At 44.4% G+C, this 18539-nt stretch carries 18 protein-coding genes; 9 read left to right on the forward strand and 9 right to left on the reverse strand.

Features of this window, described 5'->3' with window-relative positions; translation table 11 throughout:
• Positions 1–214: 214 nt before the first annotated feature.
• Both BGI33_RS05325 and mfd read left to right on the forward strand, forming a co-directional pair.
• The gene (locus tag BGI33_RS05325) at positions 215–703 is read left to right on the forward strand and encodes a DUF456 domain-containing protein (RefSeq protein WP_100090264.1); all 489 of its coding nucleotides are present in this window, start codon (positions 215–217) and stop codon (positions 701–703) included.
• Positions 704–891: 188 nt separating this feature from the next.
• Complete coding sequence (gene mfd, locus BGI33_RS05330; protein WP_100090317.1) at positions 892–4311, forward strand: transcription-repair coupling factor; 3420 nt, start codon at positions 892–894, stop codon at positions 4309–4311.
• Between the two features lie 129 nt (positions 4312–4440).
• On the opposite strand, the gene BGI33_RS05335 is transcribed toward mfd, so the two are convergent.
• The 7 genes from BGI33_RS05335 to glyQ all read right to left on the reverse strand — a co-directional run bounded on the left by BGI33_RS05335 (position 4441) and on the right by glyQ (position 10372).
• The gene (locus BGI33_RS05335) at positions 4441–5139 is read right to left on the reverse strand and encodes a M48 family metallopeptidase (RefSeq protein WP_100090265.1); all 699 of its coding nucleotides are present in this window, start codon (positions 5137–5139) and stop codon (positions 4441–4443) included.
• Between the two features lie 104 nt (positions 5140–5243).
• Positions 5244–5453: a hypothetical protein gene (locus BGI33_RS05340; RefSeq protein WP_100090266.1), complete on the reverse strand. Its 210-nt coding sequence runs from the start codon at positions 5451–5453 to the stop codon at positions 5244–5246.
• 68 nt (positions 5454–5521) lie between these two features.
• Positions 5522–6283: a lysophospholipid acyltransferase family protein gene (locus BGI33_RS05345; RefSeq protein WP_100090267.1), complete on the reverse strand. Its 762-nt coding sequence runs from the start codon at positions 6281–6283 to the stop codon at positions 5522–5524.
• Positions 6284–6289: 6 nt separating this feature from the next.
• Positions 6290–6865, reverse strand: coding sequence for a D-glycero-beta-D-manno-heptose 1,7-bisphosphate 7-phosphatase (gmhB, locus tag BGI33_RS05350; RefSeq protein ID WP_100090268.1), 576 nt, complete (start codon positions 6863–6865; stop codon positions 6290–6292).
• 8 nt (positions 6866–6873) lie between these two features.
• On the reverse strand, positions 6874–7323 hold the full coding sequence (locus BGI33_RS05355) for a DUF7832 domain-containing protein (RefSeq protein ID WP_257378970.1): 450 nt from the start codon (positions 7321–7323) through the stop codon (positions 6874–6876).
• A gap of 45 nt (positions 7324–7368) precedes the next feature.
• The gene (gene glyS / locus BGI33_RS05360; RefSeq protein ID WP_100090269.1) at positions 7369–9432 is read right to left on the reverse strand and encodes a glycine--tRNA ligase subunit beta; all 2064 of its coding nucleotides are present in this window, start codon (positions 9430–9432) and stop codon (positions 7369–7371) included.
• Positions 9433–9454: 22 nt separating this feature from the next.
• Positions 9455–10372, reverse strand: a complete 918-nt coding sequence (gene glyQ, locus BGI33_RS05365) for a glycine--tRNA ligase subunit alpha (RefSeq protein ID WP_100090319.1) — start codon at positions 10370–10372, stop codon at positions 9455–9457.
• Between the two features lie 178 nt (positions 10373–10550).
• Between glyQ and trhA the strand changes: the two genes are divergently transcribed.
• From trhA to BGI33_RS05390, 5 genes are all read left to right on the forward strand, one after another.
• Complete coding sequence (gene trhA, locus BGI33_RS05370; RefSeq protein ID WP_100090270.1) at positions 10551–11174, forward strand: PAQR family membrane homeostasis protein TrhA; 624 nt, start codon at positions 10551–10553, stop codon at positions 11172–11174.
• 75 nt (positions 11175–11249) lie between these two features.
• The gene (locus tag BGI33_RS05375) at positions 11250–12122 is read left to right on the forward strand and encodes a MetQ/NlpA family ABC transporter substrate-binding protein (RefSeq protein WP_373885235.1); all 873 of its coding nucleotides are present in this window, start codon (positions 11250–11252) and stop codon (positions 12120–12122) included.
• Between the two features lie 81 nt (positions 12123–12203).
• Complete coding sequence (locus tag BGI33_RS05380) at positions 12204–12539, forward strand: DUF2288 domain-containing protein (protein ID WP_100090272.1); 336 nt, start codon at positions 12204–12206, stop codon at positions 12537–12539.
• A 44-nt stretch (positions 12540–12583) separates the two neighbouring features.
• Positions 12584–12976 carry a type IV pilin protein gene (locus tag BGI33_RS05385; protein WP_100090320.1) on the forward strand — a complete coding sequence of 131 codons (393 nt, stop codon included), beginning with the start codon at positions 12584–12586 and terminating at the stop codon, positions 12974–12976.
• A gap of 187 nt (positions 12977–13163) precedes the next feature.
• Entirely contained in the window at positions 13164–13592 is a 429-nt protein-coding gene (locus tag BGI33_RS05390; protein WP_100090273.1) for a hypothetical protein, read from the forward strand.
• A gap of 104 nt (positions 13593–13696) precedes the next feature.
• On the opposite strand, the gene BGI33_RS05395 is transcribed toward BGI33_RS05390, so the two are convergent.
• The gene (locus BGI33_RS05395; RefSeq protein ID WP_100090274.1) at positions 13697–14515 is read right to left on the reverse strand and encodes an META and DUF4377 domain-containing protein; all 819 of its coding nucleotides are present in this window, start codon (positions 14513–14515) and stop codon (positions 13697–13699) included.
• A gap of 132 nt (positions 14516–14647) precedes the next feature.
• Between BGI33_RS05395 and BGI33_RS05400 the strand changes: the two genes are divergently transcribed.
• Both BGI33_RS05400 and serC read left to right on the forward strand, forming a co-directional pair.
• A complete protein-coding gene (locus BGI33_RS05400; RefSeq protein WP_100090275.1) occupies positions 14648–15463 on the forward strand; it encodes a competence/damage-inducible protein A in 816 nt (271 codons plus the stop codon).
• A gap of 307 nt (positions 15464–15770) precedes the next feature.
• The gene (serC, locus tag BGI33_RS05405) at positions 15771–16874 is read left to right on the forward strand and encodes a 3-phosphoserine/phosphohydroxythreonine transaminase (protein ID WP_100090276.1); all 1104 of its coding nucleotides are present in this window, start codon (positions 15771–15773) and stop codon (positions 16872–16874) included.
• Between the two features lie 144 nt (positions 16875–17018).
• Here the strand turns inward: serC and BGI33_RS05410 are convergent, their stop codons facing one another.
• Positions 17019–18329 carry an FAD-binding protein gene (locus tag BGI33_RS05410; RefSeq protein WP_218965140.1) on the reverse strand — a complete coding sequence of 437 codons (1311 nt, stop codon included), beginning with the start codon at positions 18327–18329 and terminating at the stop codon, positions 17019–17021.
• Between the last annotated feature and the right edge of the window lie 210 nt (positions 18330–18539).

The following is an 18539-nucleotide window of genomic DNA, read 5'->3' on the forward strand; positions in this document are numbered from 1 at the left end:
ATATAGCTCCATGTATCATTAATTATTTCAGCCAATTTTTTGGACTTTAGAATTCAACGCTAATATACAAATACCATTTCAAACTGTTAAAATTACTAATTGTTAACTTTCTGATTACACATTTTTTATTTTCACAACAGAATTTACTCTTGTTTGTAAAAACAGCATCCCCCATTTCAATATTCGTTATTTATTTTGTGAGGACTAATTTGCCATGACCGCAGTATTGGTAATACTGGCTATTGTTTTACTGTTTATAGGCTTGTTGGGCACATTCATGCCGGCCTTACCCGGATTGCCCTTAATGTTCGGCGGCGTATGGTTACTGGCATTAAGTAGCGACTATCAGATAATGGGTGCAGGAACATTGATTAGTCTGGGTATTTTAACCATACTGGGCTGTGCCATGGATTATATGGCCGGCATGCTGGGAGCCAAACACAGCGGCGCGAGCAGAAAAGCTATTTGGGGATCGTTTATTGGTGCCATTATAGGCATGTTTTTTGCTCTGCCCGGCATGATACTTGGCCCCTTGCTGGGTGCAGCCGCTGGCGAATTTGTAGCCAGACGTAATCTGGTGGCCGCTGGTAAAGTGGGATTTGCTACGGTTATCGGCTTGGTCCTTGGCGTAGTAGCCAAAATTGGCTGCGCATTCGCCATGCTGATAACCATTGCTGTCATGTATCTGTATTCATTATATTGATGCCGTCTGTGTTCTCGCAAAAAAATTGTGGCTATGGTATCTGAACGAGTACTGTAGCCATTTATCCGCTTTCCTGTACCTGTTCACACCCATCTGGATGTAATTGCCTGTCAGTACAGGCTTGTCTTATCATAGCTTGCCCATAAGTATTGACAATCAAATTAATTATTACCTGTAAAACTGAAATTATGCCCGCTGTTGCCCATTTTGCATTGCCTAAAGTCAGTCAGACTGTATTCTGGCCAGATTTAAACGCTGGTAGCTTGCCATTGCTGCTCAGCGAACATTTACCGGAAAAAAAACTGAAAATCATTCTGACTGCCGATGCTGAGCAGGCCATTCGCATTCAGTCAGCCTGGCAGTTTTTCGACCCGTCAGCACGGATAGTATTTTTTCCCGACTGGGAAACCTTACCCTATGAACATTTTTCCCCTCATCAGGAACTGGTATCCGAGCGCCTCAGTACCTTATGGCAATTAAAAAATGGGCTGGTTGATGTTTTACTCCTGCCTCTGGCCACAGCAATGCAAAAAATTGCGCCGCCTTCATTTCTGCTGGGTCGCACTTTCTGGCTGAAAGCTGGTCAGCAATTGGACGTAGATGCTCTTAAGCATAGCCTGATTGAAGCTGGTTACAATCATGTTACGCATGTTGTGGCAACAGGTGAATTTGCTACTCGTGGCGGTATTTTGGATATTTTTCCTATGGGTAGCGATATACCGTTTCGACTGGATTTATTCGATAACGAAATTGATACCATTAAAACCTTCGATGCTGACAGCCAGCGCACATTAACCAGTGTAAATGAAATCCGCCTGCTACCTGCTCATGAATTTCCTACCGACAGCGATGCACAAAAAATCTTTCGCAGCCGCTTTCGTGAAGAAATCAGCAGCGATGCCCGCAAGGCCACTGTTTATACCGCGGTATCCGAAGGCCATTTCGGGGCAGGTGTTGAATACTACCTGCCTTTATTCTTTGAAGAAGAATGTGTCAGCATTTTTGACTACATCAATGCAGACGCCATTCTGGTTTGTCTGGGTGATATACATAATGAAGCCGCCCGTATCTGGCAAGACGTCAAACAGCGTTATGCCTTAGCACAGGGCGATCCAGCCTATCCGCCTCTAGCGCCCAGTTACTTGTATTTGAGTGAGGATCAATTTGGCGCACGCATTAAATCTTACGCACGTCTGGTACCTCAATTAAGTGAAGACAATATTTATACCCTGCCCCGTGTTGCTGTTGACCGTCAGGCAGATGATCCACTGCATGCATTGAAAAATTTCCTGCAACAACATTCTTACCGAGTGCTGATTTGCGCTGAAAGCCTCGGACGACGTGAAACTATGTTGAATTTTATGCGTGAGTATAATTTACAACCTAATGTCGTAAACGGCTGGCAGGATTTTCTCAACAGCACCACCAGCCTGTGCCTGACAATTGCGCCATTAAGTTATGGCTGCCTGTTGCCAGAACAACAACTGGCCATCATTACTGAAGCTGATTTATATCAATATATTGTGCGCGGTCGCCGTACTCGGCGCAAACACAGTGCTGTTTCCGACGGCATGCTACGCGATTTAGCTGAAATCAAAATTGGCGACCCAGTCGTTCACGAACAACATGGTATCGGTCGCTATCAAGGACTAGTTACACTGGATTTAGGCGAAGGCGCTAGTGAAATGATGCTACTGGAGTATGCGGAGGGTTCACAGTTATACGTACCTGTTAGCCAACTACAGTTGATTTCACGTTATGCAGGCAGTGCTCATGAAAATGTCAGCCTGCACAAACTCGGCCATGGTGCCTGGGATAAAGCACGCCATAAAGCGGCTGAAAAAGCCCGCGATACTGCCGCAGAACTATTAAATCTGTATGCCCAGCGAGAAGCTCAACAAGGACACCGTTTTAGTTTGAATGAGATGGATTATCAGGCCTTCGCCAATGGCTTTGGCTATGAAGAAACCGAAGATCAAGCGGCTGCAATTGCCGCCACCATTAAGGATTTATGCGCTGAAAAACCTATGGACCGGCTTATTTGCGGCGATGTAGGCTTTGGTAAAACCGAAGTAGCCTTACGCGCAGCCTTTGTTGCCGCCATGGCTGGTAAACAGGTAGTGGTTCTCGCACCAACTACACTACTAGTAGAGCAACATGCACAGAATTTTGCTGATCGCTTCGCTGATTTTCCCGTTAAAGTGGCACAACTATCCCGTTTTAATACTAGCAAACAGACACAGACTACGCTGGCCGGTTTGGCTGATGGCACAGTAGACATCGTAATTGGTACACACAAACTGGTACAACCAGATGTACATTTTAAAAATCTGGGACTGGTTATCATAGATGAAGAACATCGTTTCGGAGTACGTCAGAAAGAACAGTTGAAGCGTTTACGCGCTAATGTCGACGTGCTTACTCTCACCGCCACACCTATCCCACGTACCTTAAGCATGGCACTGGAAGGTTTGCGTGATTTTTCACTTATTACCACAGCGCCTAACCGCCGTCTGGCGGTAAAAACTTTTGTCCGTCCTTCAAGTGATGGTTTGATACGCGAAGCTGTAATGCGTGAGCTGAAACGTGGCGGTCAGGTTTTTTTTCTGCATAATGAAGTGGATACCATAGCTAACACCTATGAAAGACTGAGTACCTTACTACCCGAAGCACGCATTGGTATTGCTCACGGTCAATTACGTGAACGTGAGCTTGAACAGGTGATGCGCGATTTTCTCCAGCAACGTTATAACATTTTACTGTGCTCAACCATTATCGAAACTGGAATTGATATTCCCAATGCCAATACCATTATCATTGAACGGGCAGATAAATTCGGCCTTGCTCAGCTACACCAGCTACGCGGCCGCGTGGGCCGCTCCCATCATCAGGCCTATGCTTATTTACTGGTACCGGAAGCGATGACCAAAGATGCGCAGAAACGTCTGGAAGCCATTGAAATAGCCGATGATTTGGGTGCAGGCTTTACTCTGGCTATGCAGGATCTGGAAATCCGTGGTGCAGGTGAAATTCTGGGCGAGGGACAGTCAGGTGAGATGATCCAGGTAGGCTTCACTCTATATACTGAAATGCTAAAACAGGCTGTACGTAACCTGAAAAAAGGCCGCGAACCTGATCTAGATGCGCCATTAGGCATCATCAGTGATATCAAACTGCATAGCCCTGCTTTACTGCCAGAAAGTTATTGCCCCGATATTCATGCCCGTCTGGTGCTTTATAAACGTCTGGCCAGCTGTGAAACCGAAGCTGAGATAGACCAGATACATGAAGAACTCATCGACCGTTTCGGTCTGCCCGAACCAGCTGTATCTACTCTGATTGCCAGCCATCATCTGCGCATTGAGGCAGCCTGTCTAGGCGTCGATACTATTGATGCCAGCAGTGAAACCATTACGTTTACCTTTGGCAAGCATCACCGTATCAATCCGGCAACGATTGTGGCTATTATGCAAAGTGACAAAAACTACCGTCTCGTTGGTGCAGACAAACTCAGGGTGAATATTGCGATTGAAGATGTTATGCAACGCGTACAGATAATTAAAAACATCATGAAGCAGCTTGCTGTTGATATGGCTAAATCAGACTGATAATAAAACTTTAAACTTTCTATAAATTTCACCATAAAATTAGCGGTAATACAGCCCAGGCCGTATTACCGCTAATTAGTATTATCTAAGCAGACTGGCAGCGTAACAGGTATTAGCCACAAGTAGATTTCAGCTCACCTTATCCAGTGCAAACAGCTCAGTACCATGCTGTTTTAGCCATAAACGCGCATTAACTGTATCGGCTGTATATTCGGCCACCATCGCCCAGAATGCCTTACCATGATTGGCATGACGCAAATGGCACAGCTCATGAATGCAGACATAATCCACCACAAAAGCAGGTGCACCAATCAAGCGCCAGTTTAAGCGGATACCAGTACGTCTGCGGCACACCCCCCAAAAAGTACGCGCCTGACTTAAAGCCATTGCTACCGGTTGCAATTGCATTATCTGTGCCCAGTATTGCAAGCGCGATAATAATTCGGTTTGAGCAGACTGTTTTAGCCATGTACCCAAAGCCGCATGTGGTAATTGTGCAGCCGCCAGTGGCAACAAAAATCCCTGCTGTGCATGCCATTGCACACGCGTAAGCACAGCCACCAGCGTATAAGAATAAGTCTGGCCACGAAACCAGATATATGCGGGTAAAGTCGTTGAGATTTGTACAGCCTGTTGCCATAACTTCTTAATAGAAGGCTCATGAGCACTTAACCATTGGTACAAAGACTTCATCGATACAAATGATGGTACATTAATATCAAGCAAACCGTGCGAAGCTGTACGTACAATAATATTTTTCCGCGCAGTACGTCGCAGCTTCAGTCTGATGGCACAGCCATCCGCAGTTGTATGAATAAATATCGACATAACAACTAATCTGTCACAACCCTGTAAAAAATAACTTCGTTATAGACTACTATTTTTACATACCAATACACAAACCCATTTATTCTGTTTTGTGTACAACCACATCAAACCAGAATCAGCCGAAAAAAGCAATTTAACATTTGACCGTCATTACCAATAAATTCATAATCACCTGAAAGAATGGCAATATTAACCCTGAGTTTGTCTGCAACAATAAAACAGTAGTTTTTACCACTTTGCATAATAGCCACAATCGTAGCTGGATTGATACGGTGATGCTTCAAAGGTAAACGTAATGATTTTACTGCTGGCATCACAGTATCAATGCCCAGCCTAGCTGCTTTGATGCGTAGATGATGATGGCTGGCAATCAGACAAGCCGTTAATGCTGCAATATTGGAGTAGGCGTTTGCGGGTTTTGCGGTGCGAACGGGCCAACACCCTGAATCTTAATCTGCTGATCTTCTATCCATTGTTCACACAGTTTGATTAATTCTTCTGGCGTGTGTGCGTCTTTATAATGAATCGGTGCGCCAATCACCACAGTTACTTTACCCGGATATTTAAAAAAAGAATCTTTAGGCCAGAATTCGCCGCTATTTAAGGCCACTGGCACCAGATTCATATGCAGCATCTGAGCCATACGCGCTGCCCCTTTTTTATAATGCCCGCGGTATCCGGGTTTAATCCGTGTACCTTCCGGAAAAATACAAATCCACATCCCTTTTTGACGGCATATTTTACCCTGACTGATAATCTGAGCATTCGCAGCTTTGGGATTATTGCGGTCAATACCTATTGTGCCGCGCCATTTCAGTGCCCAGCCAAATATCGGGATGCGGAAAAGCTCACGTTTGGCAACAAAGGCCAAATCAGGAAAAAAGCAAAGCATGGCCAGGGTTTCCCAGCCGGATTGATGTTTACAGCATACAATACTCGGCTCATGCGGAATATTCTCCCGGCCAATTACTTCATATTTCAAGCCAATAACGTGCTCCAGCATCCAGAACAGCACTTTTGCCCATGCGGTAGTTGTCCATGTAATACCTTTGGGAATAAGCATGGAAATAATAACTACCACCAGCCATACCAGCGAAAATACACATAAACAAAACCAGTAAATCAAATTACGTAACAACAACATGTTATATTATTCCTCGGCTGCCTTTTCAGCCTGTGTGCGACAAAATTTGGCAAAATCCAGCAAATCGTCATACACCTGTGTATCATCTGGCAAAGTCTCCATTTTCAGCGTTTCTTTGCCTTTTCCTGTTAACACAAGCACCGGATGTCCGCCAATTGCTGCGATTGCCTGCATATCGCGAATGCCATCCCCTACCAGCCAGGTATTTTCAGCCTTCATATGCAAACGGTCGAGAATGTCCAACAACAAACCCGGTTGAGGCTTGCGGCAGTTACATTTGGCATTATTGGTATGCGGGCAAAACCAGACTCCGCTCAGGCGGCCACCGGCTTTCTGAATATGGGTATGCATTTTGCCATGTACTTCATTAAGCTCCTGCATACTCACCTGATCGCGTCCGATTCCAGACATATTCTCGGCCACTACTACGGTGTACCCACTTTGAGTTAAAAAGGCAACAGCATCCATACTGCCGGGTAAAGGAAGCCATTGGTCAGGGTCGCTAATTGGCTGCGGCCGCATTGCATTCAGCACACCATCACGATCAAGAATAATTAATTTGCCTTTTCCACTCAATGCCATAATGATCCTTACTGGTTTGGCTTCAAACTTTGACGCCACTGAATCAGGGCACTATCAAATACTCCGTCAAGCAAAACCTGATTTTTATCATTTATTTCTACATGATAAAAACTTTCCAAAGCTGGCGTATTCAGAGTTTGCACGTAGTCTTCCATAAAACGGCCATAGCCTTCCTCATCATCCTCATAGTAATAAAGCGAAAAACGGCGTCCTTCATCATTGAAATCACTGTCTTCCAGACAACCAGCCATATTATTCAGAACAAATTCAGCTCCGCTCATCACTTGTGCCTTTAGCGCAGCCATGTCTTCTTCTGCCGCCTCATCCCATTGCGGGTTATATAATCCACGGCGGACAATCCATGACCAGTAATAGCCCATATGCGTAGCAGCATTGGCCATAGCCAGCGCTGGCGGATAATCTTCTTCTGTATGAAACACTACATTATCAAATATCATGATTTGACTCTCATCCACTATAAGAACGGACTGTACAAACAGATATTACTCATTCAGCAAAGCAATGTCGGCCACTGCATTCATCTGGTGTGACAAAAACAGTAACAAAGCCAAGCGATTATTTCTGATCGCTTCATTTTCATCCATTACCATCACATTAGTAAAGAATGTATCCACCTTTTCTTTGATACCAGTCAACTCCGCCAGTGCCTGAACAAAATTCTGTTGCTTCAGGGCTGCCTGAATTTTTACGGCTACCTGTTCAGTTGCCTGATACAGGTTCTGCTCATCCTGTTGCTGTAAAAGTGTAGTTGTCATAGCAGGTAAAGCAGAAATATCGACTTTTTTCAGCAAATTGTGCACACGCTTGTTCGCGGCTATTAATGCAGTAGCCTCATCCAGCTGTTTAAACTGAGTTACAGCAGCCAGCCTCGCTTCCAACTCACCCAGATTCTCCACATTACCAGCCAGCACGGCAGCTACCACATCCTGCGCATAAGTATTCTGTAACAGAATGGCCAGACGTGCCTGCATGAATTCGGCTACCTCGCTCACTGTATTAGCAGCCAGTTTGCCAGCAGGAAAAGTATCAAATGCAGCCTGTAATAGCGGTGTTAGCGCCAGATTATGCTGCATCAGCATCCGCAGAATACCCAGCGCACTGCGGCGCAATGCGTACGGGTCTTTGTCTCCTGTTGGAATCAGCCCAATACCCCAGATACCCAGCAAAGTTTCCAGCTTGTCAGCCAGAGCCACTACTGTACCGAGTAAATTATCCGGTAATGCATCATTAGCAAAACGCGGCCAGTAATGTTGCTCAATTGCCACAGCCACATCGGTATCTTCACCATCATGCAGTGCATAGTATTTACCCATCGTACCCTGCAATTCAGGAAATTCACCAACCATATCAGTAAGTAAATCCGCCTTAGCCAGCTCGGCTGCTCGAGCTGCCTTATTAACATCAGCACCTAACAGCGGTGCAATTGCTGTCGCCAGCTGGGTAATGCGCTGCACTCTTTCTGCCTGACTGCCCAGTTTATTGTGGTAAACGACATTTTGCAGACGGGATAGACGGCTGGCCAGAGAGGTTTTCTGATCCTGAAGGTAAAAGAACTCAGCATCAGCCAGACGTGCACGCAGCACACGTTCATTGCCATGAATAATATGAACCGGATTTTCAGTCTGTAAATTGGATACCAGCAAAAAGCGGTTAATCAGTTTGCCTTCACTGTTTAACAGCGGGAAATATTTCTGATTCTGCTGCATGGTTAAAATCAGGCATTCCTGTGGTACCTGTAAAAAGCGCTCATCAAAACCTGCCTGCAATACTACCGGCCACTCAACCAGTGCCGTTACTTCATCCAGCAAACCTTCAGCATAGGCCACCTGCGCATGCATTGCTTTCTCAGCCTCACTTAAACCCTGTTCAATGCGGGCACGACGCTCAGCAAAGCTGGCCACAACCTTACCTTGTTCCAGTAATTGTTGCGCATAATCTGCTGCATGGTTAAATGTAATCCGACCCTCACTCAGGAAACGGTGACCTAATGTCCAGTTCTGACTGCTTAATCCCAGCACACTGCCGGCAACGGTTTCAGTACCGTGCAGCATAACCAGCCCATGCACTGGCCGGACAAAGGTATAAGTACTGCTACCCCAGTGCATTACCTTGGGAATAGGCAGTTTCTTAATGGCCAGATTCAGAATATCACTTAACAATGCACTTAATGGCTGGCCAGCCTGAGTATACTCATAAGCAAACACCATCTGTTTGCCATCATCAATCTGGCTGAGCTGGTTAATTTCTACCTGATTACTGCGGGCAAATCCCAGCAAGGCTTTGGTAGGTTCACCATCTTTCATGCCAGCAGCCACACTCGGGCCTTTTTTCACCATGCGCTGGTCTGCCTGCACTGGTTTAACATTCTGTACCAGAACACCTAAACGTCTGGGTGCAGCAAATACCTGATAATCAGCCACACCACTGATGAGTTGTGCTTTCTCCAGTCCTTCAACAACACCAGCAGCCAGACTTTCGCCCAGATTATTCAGAGCTTTTGGTGGTAATTCTTCGGTACGCAGTTCAATTAATAAAGGAGCATTCATGCAAGTATTACTTTCATTCGGTTCAGGCTGTCTGGCCGTTAGTATTTTTTTTCAGTAACGGGAAACCAAGTTTTTCGCGGCTTTCCACATATTTATGCGCAACTGCACGGCTTAAAGTACGTACACGGCCAATATAAGTGGCGCGTTCAGTCACAGAAATGGCACCACGTGCATCCAGCAGATTAAATGTATGCCCGGCCTTGAGTACCAGCTCATAGGCTGGCAGCGCCAGACTGACATCCTCTACGGCCAGCAGGCGTTTGGCTTCCGCTTCATAATGGTTAAACTGCGCCAGTAACCATTCTGCATTACTGAACTCAAAATTATAAGTAGACTGCTCTACTTCATTCTGATGGTATACATCGCCATAAGTCACAATCTGCCCGTCCTGAGTTTTAGCCCAAACCAGATCGTAGACATTTTCAACGCCTTGCAAATACATGGCCAGCCGTTCAATGCCATAAGTAATTTCACCCAGAACCGGTGAGCAGTCCATACCGCCTACCTGCTGAAAATAGGTAAACTGTGTCACCTCCATGCCATTGAGCCATACCTCCCAGCCCAATCCCCAGGCACCCAGGGTAGGATTTTCCCAATCGTCCTCAACAAAGCGGATGTCATGCTGACGCGGATCAATACCCAGCTCCTGCAAAGAGGCCAGATATAACTCCTGAATATTATCCGGTGCCGGCTTTAACGCCACCTGAAACTGGTAATAATGTTGCAGGCGATTCGGATTTTCACCATAGCGGCCATCCTTAGGGCGGCGGGATGGTTGCACATAAGCTGCAAACCAAGGTTCAGGACCCAGAGCGCGCAGACAAGTGGCCGGATGGCTGGTGCCCGCGCCCACCTCCATATCCAGAGGCTGCAACACCACACAGCCATGGCGAGCCCAGTAATTCTGTAAAGTAAAAATAATTTCTTGGAAAGTCAGCATGACGGGAAATTTCTGATAGTCTGCAAAATTGTCTATTTTACTGTGCTTGCCAGCAGTTGAACAGCCATCATCACGTTCCTGAATAACCTCCTGATGAATAATAAAATCAAAAAACACTTGCACCTTCTGGCTGGCGGTGAAACGATAGCCTTTTCATTTATTAATTCCATCTCTCAAAATGTATCGTGGCGAACGCTTTAACGCATATTCTCATCTTATCGGCTTTATCCTTGCCATTGTAGGTACAGGATTTCTCCTAATCAAATCTGCACATTATGGAGATACTTACCGCATTGTAAGTTCAGTTATTTATGGTGCCAGCCTGATACTTCTATATGGTATATCAACCCTGTATCATTCTGTTCCTTCACACCGCGCCAAGGCAGTGTTACAAAAATTTGACCACTGTGCCATTTACCTGCTCATTGCCGGTAGCTATACCCCTTTTACCCTCACAACATTAAACGGTGGCTGGGGTTGGTCATTACTCGGTGTATCGTGGGCACTGGCAATATTTGGTATCATTCAGGAAGTGACTATTGGCCGCAAAAGCGAAACCCGCATCCTGTCACTGATTCTTTATCTGTTGATGGGCTGGCTGATTATTATTGCCATCTATCCGCTGACACAGCGCATGTCTTCACCGGGTTTATTCTGGCTGACTAGCGGCGGTCTGGCATACAGTATCGGCATTTACTGGTTTATCAATGATGAAAAAATCCGCCATGGACATGGCATCTGGCACTTATTTGTAATGCTGGGCAGTCTGGCACAATTTATCTGTGTTTATGCCTATATCTGAAATTACGCTAATACAGATACCTGAATACTAATGCCACAAACACCAACTCTAATTACAAACGATTAAATGAAAGAAATTTTAGTGAAGATATACCTGAAAACCTTGCTTGTAAGTCTGTGCATCCTCACTCTGGTTGCCTGTAGTGGTGAAAAAACCACGCAATCTGCTGCTTCATCGGAACAGGTAAAAAAAGAAATTATTATCGGTACTACCGTAGGCGACTTTGCCGATATGGTGCGTGACCAGGTGAAGCCCGAACTGGAAAAACAGGGCTATAAGGTACAACTATTGGAATTTACCGATTATGTTCGTCCCAATCTGGCGCTGGCAGATAAATCTATTGACATCAACATTTTTCAGCACAAACCATATCTGGATGATTTTGCCCAGTCGCGCCATCTGGCAATCATACCGGCTTTTCAGGTTCCTACCGGCCCTCTGGGCATATATACCGGTAAGCTGGATGAATTGAGTGCAGTAAAAAGTGGTTCCAGCGTCTCCGTACCCAATGACCCCTCCAATCTGGCACGTGCACTGGTTATACTGGACAAGCTAGGCTGGATTACCCTAAAAGCCAACATTAACCCCCTTAAAGCCTCACTGGCTGATATTGCCAGCAATAACAAAAACATCAAACTGGTACCACTGGAAGCCGCCCAATTACCACGCTCCCGTCACGATGTGGATTTTGCAGTGATAAATGGCAATTTTGCCACCAGCTCAGGCCTGAAATTTACATCAGCCCTGTTCCTTGAACCCGGCTATACCTATGTTAACTGGGCTGCAATTCGTGCTGCCGACAAAGACAGACAGTGGGTAAAAGACATAACAGCCGCATACAACTCAGCTGCATTTAAACAGTATGCGTTCAAACGTTTTGCCGGTTACAAATATCCTGAATCCTGGGGCATACACGGCGACAAAACCGCATCAGTACCCGTACAATAATTACCCGAATCAGCCCTGAATAGGCATTTCGTTACAGGCGTCGATAACGGAATGCTTTTACTACCCATAATGTAAACAAACATGAAGCCAAACAATTTTATCCCCAGCGATGAACTACCATTAGAACAGAAAATCAATCTGGAAACTGCACGTATTAACTGGCATGAACTCCAACCTCATTTTGCCCGTGGCAGCTGTATTTATGTTGCACCAGAACTGGACTTAGTCAATATTGCACACATGATAGCCGCAGACGACAGCACAACCATTGCACTTTTGATACATGAAGGTAAAATTGGTAAAGTCAGCGATATCATGGCACAGCAGTATTTTGATTGTAACCAGCCAATGTGGGCTGTTGTGGTAAGGCCATATGTGCTGATCCAGCCAGACAATACTATTGTCGAAAGCAAGTAAGCCAAAAACATTAAAACTAATATTTATAATAGAAAGAGAACGTCATGCAACGTCACAATCAGGGCTTTACACTCATTGACTTGATGATTACTGTCACCATTATTGCCATATTAGCTGTAATTGCCTATCCATCCTACAATAACTATGTGATTAAAGCTCGCGAACAAAATGCCCGTGCTGATATAGTGCGGAATGTCAATAAGCTGGAACGCTATTACGCTAAAAATAAAACCTTCAGTGGTTATACGGATACGCTCGAACAAGATAAAAGCGCAACATATTTTACTTTTGCAGGCACCTATGAGCCTGATAGCTATCGTCTGGTGGCTACACCAACAGCAGCAAATAGTGGTGCGACCAGAGCGGTTGTCTATGACAGTTTACATGGCATGTTATTGTGCGAAGATTCTTCCGCAGCAAACTGTGATCCTTATTAAACCCGCGTTCATGCATTTTATACTACTGAAAACCGTATAGTTTTCAGTAGTATATTTACTTTACTAACCTTACATTTACCTATCAAGTTATATTAATAGTTGAAAAATTACGAAAAGATTCAATATTTAACTTTGTAATCTCAAGCAAGTAATTAAGTTCTTGACAGAAAAAACAAAGAGCAGACATATGGAAATGCTGAAATCACTCCTGCTAATATCAACCACTCTAACACTGGCCAATTCAGCACTGGCGGCCAGCCATCGAAATATTGCTGATAATGATGGGCTTGATGATGCTGAAAGAATCATCATTCAGATGTACAACCAGCAACAGCAGATTGAAAGAGAAATCGACAAATTATCTGCATCGTTTTTTCAGGATGATAATCAGGTTAAGCTGTTTAAAAACTGTAAACAGCCAGAATGTCATCAATACAGTGAAACTTCAGCTTTCAGCCTCGATCCGAATCAAAATTTTACTTATCAGAATCAGATTAGCAGAGATGGTCTGACCAAATCTGTTACTCGAAGTGGCAAATTTAACCATCGCAAGAGCAAACAAACGTTGATACTGAATAATGCTGATGGCCAACCAGATGTGTATCTGCATCAATAAATTCCCAGAATCTCAGAATGACATTTATCCAGAAAACAGCAGATCAAATAAAAAGGCAATGAAAAAATCATTGCCTTTTTATTTAACTATTTATCAGGTAAATTTTATTTATGCCTAGATTTAGATGAATTCACTACAGAGCGTTCAATTATCTGATCCAATTTATAAACATACTGGCTGGCAGTAGCATCATCCGCCGCACCGGCCGGTTTTACCTCATAGACATTCAAGCGTAATACCTGATTTTCTGCCGGATTAAACTGCCAGCCATCAATCGTGCCGGCAAAATTACGCCATACACCAGTTTTAACCTTCACACCCTGATCATTATAGAAAACTTCACGAACTTTCAGGCATTGAGCTGCGCCATTATCCGTCTGACAGGTTTGTGTCTGCGGACTTATTTCCCAGAACACTACCGTAGGCTGGCCATACTGGGCAGTGGCTGTAGGCACACCACGCCAGAGCAGATGTTCACCTCGTCGATTTTCAATCCATAACTGCGGCTGAGCATTCTGGGCATTTTCAGTGTTAAGCAATCCGGCATGCAGTTTCTGCCCATTCATAAAAGCAATAATCGCTGCATCCTGTGCCATCACATCAGGTGCACAGGCCATCATGGTACTCATTGGTGCCTGAATTTGCATATCCTGTCCGCTTAGCTGGTAAGCAGAACCAATAGAATTACACCCGCCGGAAACATTTAGCCGCTGGCCAGCAAAACTCAGTTTCAAGGCTGAATTCGTCTTGAAATTAGCCAATGGCCGGCCATGTCGATCAGTAGCTTCTACTAGCTGCCATTCATAAGCGCCTAACTGCTGCACACTAGCAGCACGCATATTAACTTTATGGTCAGATGTATGTGCACAGGCAGTAAGACTGCCGGCAATCAGGGCAGTTACCACCATTTTTTTGATAGTCATAAGTATATCCTTGCTTAAACGACACAACACCTGCACATTAAAATAAATCTACGTATAAAACAACTATCATGTTTTATATCACTGCAAGATTGGCTATTATGCAACAGCGGCAACAAATTCAGGAAAATCAGCATGCAAATCGGTATTACTATTATCGGCGATGAAATTTTGAATGGTTCGCGTCAGGATGGCCATTTTATTTTTTTCAGACAGTTACTTCAGCAGCACGGGCTATATATGGCCTGGGCGCAATATTTACCCGATGATCGGGCAATAATCAGCCGGCAGTTAAAGCAGTCATTTAAAGAAAAAATACCTGTTTTTGTCACCGGAGGCATAGGGGCCACACCAGACGACCATACACGTCAGGCCTGTGCCAATGCTTTAAACCTGCCATTAACACCTCATCCCGAAGCCCTGAAAGCGATTGAAGCCATTTCAGTCAAACATGGTGACACATTAGGCAGCCCTGCTCATTTACGACGGGCAAAAATGGCGGATTTTCCTCAGGGAGCGGCACTGATTCCGAATCCGTTTAACAACATCGCCGGCTTCTCAATCCAAGAACATTATTTTTTACCCGGCTTCCCCAAAATGGCACACCCAATGGCTCAATGGGTATTAGACCAATATTACCGGCAGAGCTTTTTCCAATACAAACTGGCCACTAAAGCCGCATTAGTTGACGGCATACCTGAATCGCGAATTGCGCCACTGATGGAGCAGATTGAACAAAAATGGCCGGGTATCAAAACTTTCAGCCTGCCCACCATCCGTGATGATTTACCAGCTAATGAACAAATACATCACTACCGGCTCGAATTTGGTTTGAAAGCCTGGGGTAAAGACTGCGCCACTCTGCCAGAAATCTGGGAAGAGGCTGTACAGAAACTGAAACAGCTTGGCGCCACCCATATCACTCCACTGGATAAAAGCAGTGAAGGCTGAATCCGCATCCGATATAGTGGATTAATATCAGGATAAATCCTGTAATTTATAGAAAAATTACCTGTTTAAATGCTAAAAAAAAGGGTTTAAAACTATATCCATCGTGCTGACAGGCTGAAAAAACCATACTTTTACCACTTTACATGCAAAATGGTTTTGTATTTGCGTTTCATTTGTCAAGCAACTAGAATTCCAGCAACTTACAACAATATCTGGTTTAGCGGTTATCCGGATACCGGTATAGAGCCAGTCGATAGTGTACTAAACCCATCAATCGTACACCTTAGCAACAGGTATAAATTTATTCATGACAATACTGAACAAATACAATTTTTCTGCCGGTCCTGCAATACTGCCAGAGGCCGTATTACAAACAGCACAAGCTGAAATGCTGGATTATAACGGTATCGGCAGCTCAGTCATGACCATGAGCCACCGCTCAGATGCATTTATCAGTATTCTGTATCATGCCGAGCAAGACTTGCGTCAGCTACTGCATATTCCAGACAACTATAAAATACTGTTTATGCAGGGTGGAGCCAGTGCTCAATTCAATATGGTAGTCATGAATCTGGCCAATGGCTTTAAACGGGTTGATTCAGTCGTTTCCGGCAACTGGAGCCGGATTGCCCATAGCCAAATGGGCAAACTTTCCAATGCCGAAATACACTTGGCAGCACATGGCGGCGATTTGTATAACTACACCGACGTACCTGCTCCCGCAAGCTGGGACGTTGACCCGGATTCAGCTTTTGTCCACTATTGCATTAATGAAACCGTACATGGCCTGCAATACCGCGATATTCCAAAACCAGACGGGATGCCGCCAATTGTGTGTGATATGTCGAGTGAAATTCTTTCACGGCCGATTAATGTTGCCGATTTTGGCGTTATTTATGCCGGTGCCCAGAAAAATATCGGTCCGTCAGGAGCCACCATCGTTATTATTCGCGAAGATTTGCTTGAACGCTGCTCCGAACGAATCCCCGACGTATGGAATTATCAGAGCCATATCAGCCGTCAGGGGATGTATAACACGCCCGCTACCTATCCGATTTATATTTCCGGTCTGGTATTCCGATGGCTACAGGCTCAGGGTGGAGTGGAACAAATGCAGGCCATCAATACCATGAAAGCTGAAACCCTGTATTCTGCTATTGACAACAGCAATGGCTTCTATACCAATAATGTGCAACAACATGCCCGTTCGCATATGAATGTCATTTTCCATACCCCGGAAAAAGAACTGGACAAAATATTTGTTCAACAAGCTAATGCCCATGGTTTATGTGCGCTACACGGCTATAAATCAATTGGTGGCATGCGCGCCAGCATTTATAACGCTATGCCCATTCAGGGCGTAGAAGCTTTGGTAAGTTTCATGCAGGAATTTCAGCGCCGCTACGGCTAATTTCCCTGATTTTTTCTTCAACCGGTGTAGCGGCAAGGTGCTACACCGGTTTTCAGTTTTATCCTGAATCAATCATTATTTTGCACTATAAATCATTAATTTGTACCTATTTTTTCTCTTAAAAGATGCAACTTCCGCCTTACCCTACTGAACAGTTTTAGGACGGTATCGCTCCAACAGCATATTATTGAATTTATTTTCAGGGTCTAGCCGCGCTTTAAGTTTAAAAAACTGCTCTGCTTGTGGATATGCGCGCTGAAACTGTTCAGGAGTTGCATGCAACTGATAAGGTAAAAAATAACTACCGCCGTTTGCCAGTACAGCATCTATTAACTCTCGAGTCCACATACCTACCTGCTCTTTACTGCGTCCATCAGTAGCCTGCTGATAATAAATAACAAAAGCAAATACCTCAGTTCTTGCCCATGCCAGCAGCGAACCGCTATCGGGATTTGCATGCCTAATAGAAATATTGACAACATTAGCCCGATGTTTTTTCAGGATAGCAACTAGCTCAGGATAAAAATCGTCAAACCGCTCTACTGGTATAAAATATTCTTCCAGAGCAAAACTTTTATTTTTTTCAGCAATAGGTTCTAAGCTGGCTACATCATAACTGGCCTCATAATTACGCCACATCACCGGTTGCTTTACATAATGCAGATCATCACGTAATTTGCGCAACTCCTTGCCCAAATCAGATGCAGCCACAATTTTCAGTTTTTGTTCCTGCTTGCGTGAACGTTTAAAGGGCGGTCTTAACCTACTAAAAATAGTTAGTGGTTCTTGCGTTTGTTCAAAAGTGACTACACGAACTTTTTTAAAATCAGGCGGATACATTATAGCATTGTGAAATATTGCGGCCTTATCAGAACGAACATGTTGAGAGAAGTACTGAGAATACTGTGTAATTGGCATCACTCTACTAATCCGTTTTACCTTAACATTATCAGCAAGCCGTAAAGTTACTTCCGTGATAACGCCCAAGCCACCATAACCACCAATAGCGCCATAAAATATGTCCTGATTTTCTTGCGGACTGGCTATTACTACCGAACCATCAGCCAGTACAATTTTGAACTGCTCAACAGACAGGATAATAGGCCCTTCACCAATATAACGACCATGCACATTCACACCTAATGAACCGCCAATGCTGAAATTGGCATAGCTTTGCATGATTTTTACCGATAATCCATAAGGATCAATTAATTCCTGTACCTGACGCCAGCTTGCACCGGCCTCAATGGTTAACAGCTTCTGTTCAGGATTAAAAGCAATCACATGATTTAGCTTGCGCGTATCTATCTGGAGCGCACCCGGCATCGCCGTTTGTCCGCCCATGCTGTACTTGCCTCCAGCGATGCTGATTGAACCTGAAGTGCTTTTAACCAGCTCGGCGACTTGTCGGGTAGATTCTGGCTGCACGACAGCAGCTACTTGTACTGGTGTCATCCCAGTAACATCATTTACAACCACGGCATGTGTTTTAAACGACAGCAACAGGCAAAGACAGCAATACAACAAATTTAATTTTTTCATTATCAAGTAATATATATTTGATATAGCCAAAGCCGATTAGCAATTTTATCTGTGCTAAACAAGTAAATAAAAGATATATATTATCTATATTTAACAAAAATCAAATATTTTCAGCCAATTGCA

It is taken from the genome of Snodgrassella alvi, assembly GCF_002777425.1.
GTDB lineage: Bacteria > Pseudomonadota > Gammaproteobacteria > Burkholderiales > Neisseriaceae > Snodgrassella > Snodgrassella alvi_B.

Bases quoted from the DNA above. Each gene is read 5' to 3' on its own strand.
- BGI33_RS05395 (WP_100090274.1), bottom strand. From the start codon at position 14,515: ATGACTATCAAAAAAATGGTGGTAACTGCCCTGATTGCCGGCAGTCTT.
- glyS (WP_100090269.1), bottom strand. From the start codon at position 9,432: ATGAATGCTCCTTTATTAATTGAACTGCGTACCGAAGAATTACCACCA.
- BGI33_RS05325 (WP_100090264.1), top strand. From the start codon at position 215: ATGACCGCAGTATTGGTAATACTGGCTATTGTTTTACTGTTTATAGGC.
- BGI33_RS05390 (WP_100090273.1), top strand. From the start codon at position 13,164: ATGGAAATGCTGAAATCACTCCTGCTAATATCAACCACTCTAACACTG.
- BGI33_RS05335 (WP_100090265.1), bottom strand. From the start codon at position 5,139: ATGTCGATATTTATTCATACAACTGCGGATGGCTGTGCCATCAGACTG.
- serC (WP_100090276.1), top strand. From the start codon at position 15,771: ATGACAATACTGAACAAATACAATTTTTCTGCCGGTCCTGCAATACTG.
- mfd (WP_100090317.1), top strand. From the start codon at position 892: ATGCCCGCTGTTGCCCATTTTGCATTGCCTAAAGTCAGTCAGACTGTA.
- BGI33_RS05385 (WP_100090320.1), top strand. From the start codon at position 12,584: ATGCAACGTCACAATCAGGGCTTTACACTCATTGACTTGATGATTACT.
- gmhB (WP_100090268.1), bottom strand. From the start codon at position 6,865: ATGGCATTGAGTGGAAAAGGCAAATTAATTATTCTTGATCGTGATGGT.
- BGI33_RS05345 (WP_100090267.1), bottom strand. From the start codon at position 6,283: ATGTTGTTGTTACGTAATTTGATTTACTGGTTTTGTTTATGTGTATTT.
- BGI33_RS05400 (WP_100090275.1), top strand. From the start codon at position 14,648: ATGCAAATCGGTATTACTATTATCGGCGATGAAATTTTGAATGGTTCG.
- BGI33_RS05355 (WP_257378970.1), bottom strand. From the start codon at position 7,323: ATGATATTTGATAATGTAGTGTTTCATACAGAAGAAGATTATCCGCCA.
- glyQ (WP_100090319.1), bottom strand. From the start codon at position 10,372: ATGCTGACTTTCCAAGAAATTATTTTTACTTTACAGAATTACTGGGCT.
- trhA (WP_100090270.1), top strand. From the start codon at position 10,551: ATGTATCGTGGCGAACGCTTTAACGCATATTCTCATCTTATCGGCTTT.
- BGI33_RS05340 (WP_100090266.1), bottom strand. From the start codon at position 5,453: ATGCCAGCAGTAAAATCATTACGTTTACCTTTGAAGCATCACCGTATC.
- BGI33_RS05410 (WP_218965140.1), bottom strand. From the start codon at position 18,329: ATGACACCAGTACAAGTAGCTGCTGTCGTGCAGCCAGAATCTACCCGA.
- BGI33_RS05380 (WP_100090272.1), top strand. From the start codon at position 12,204: ATGAAGCCAAACAATTTTATCCCCAGCGATGAACTACCATTAGAACAG.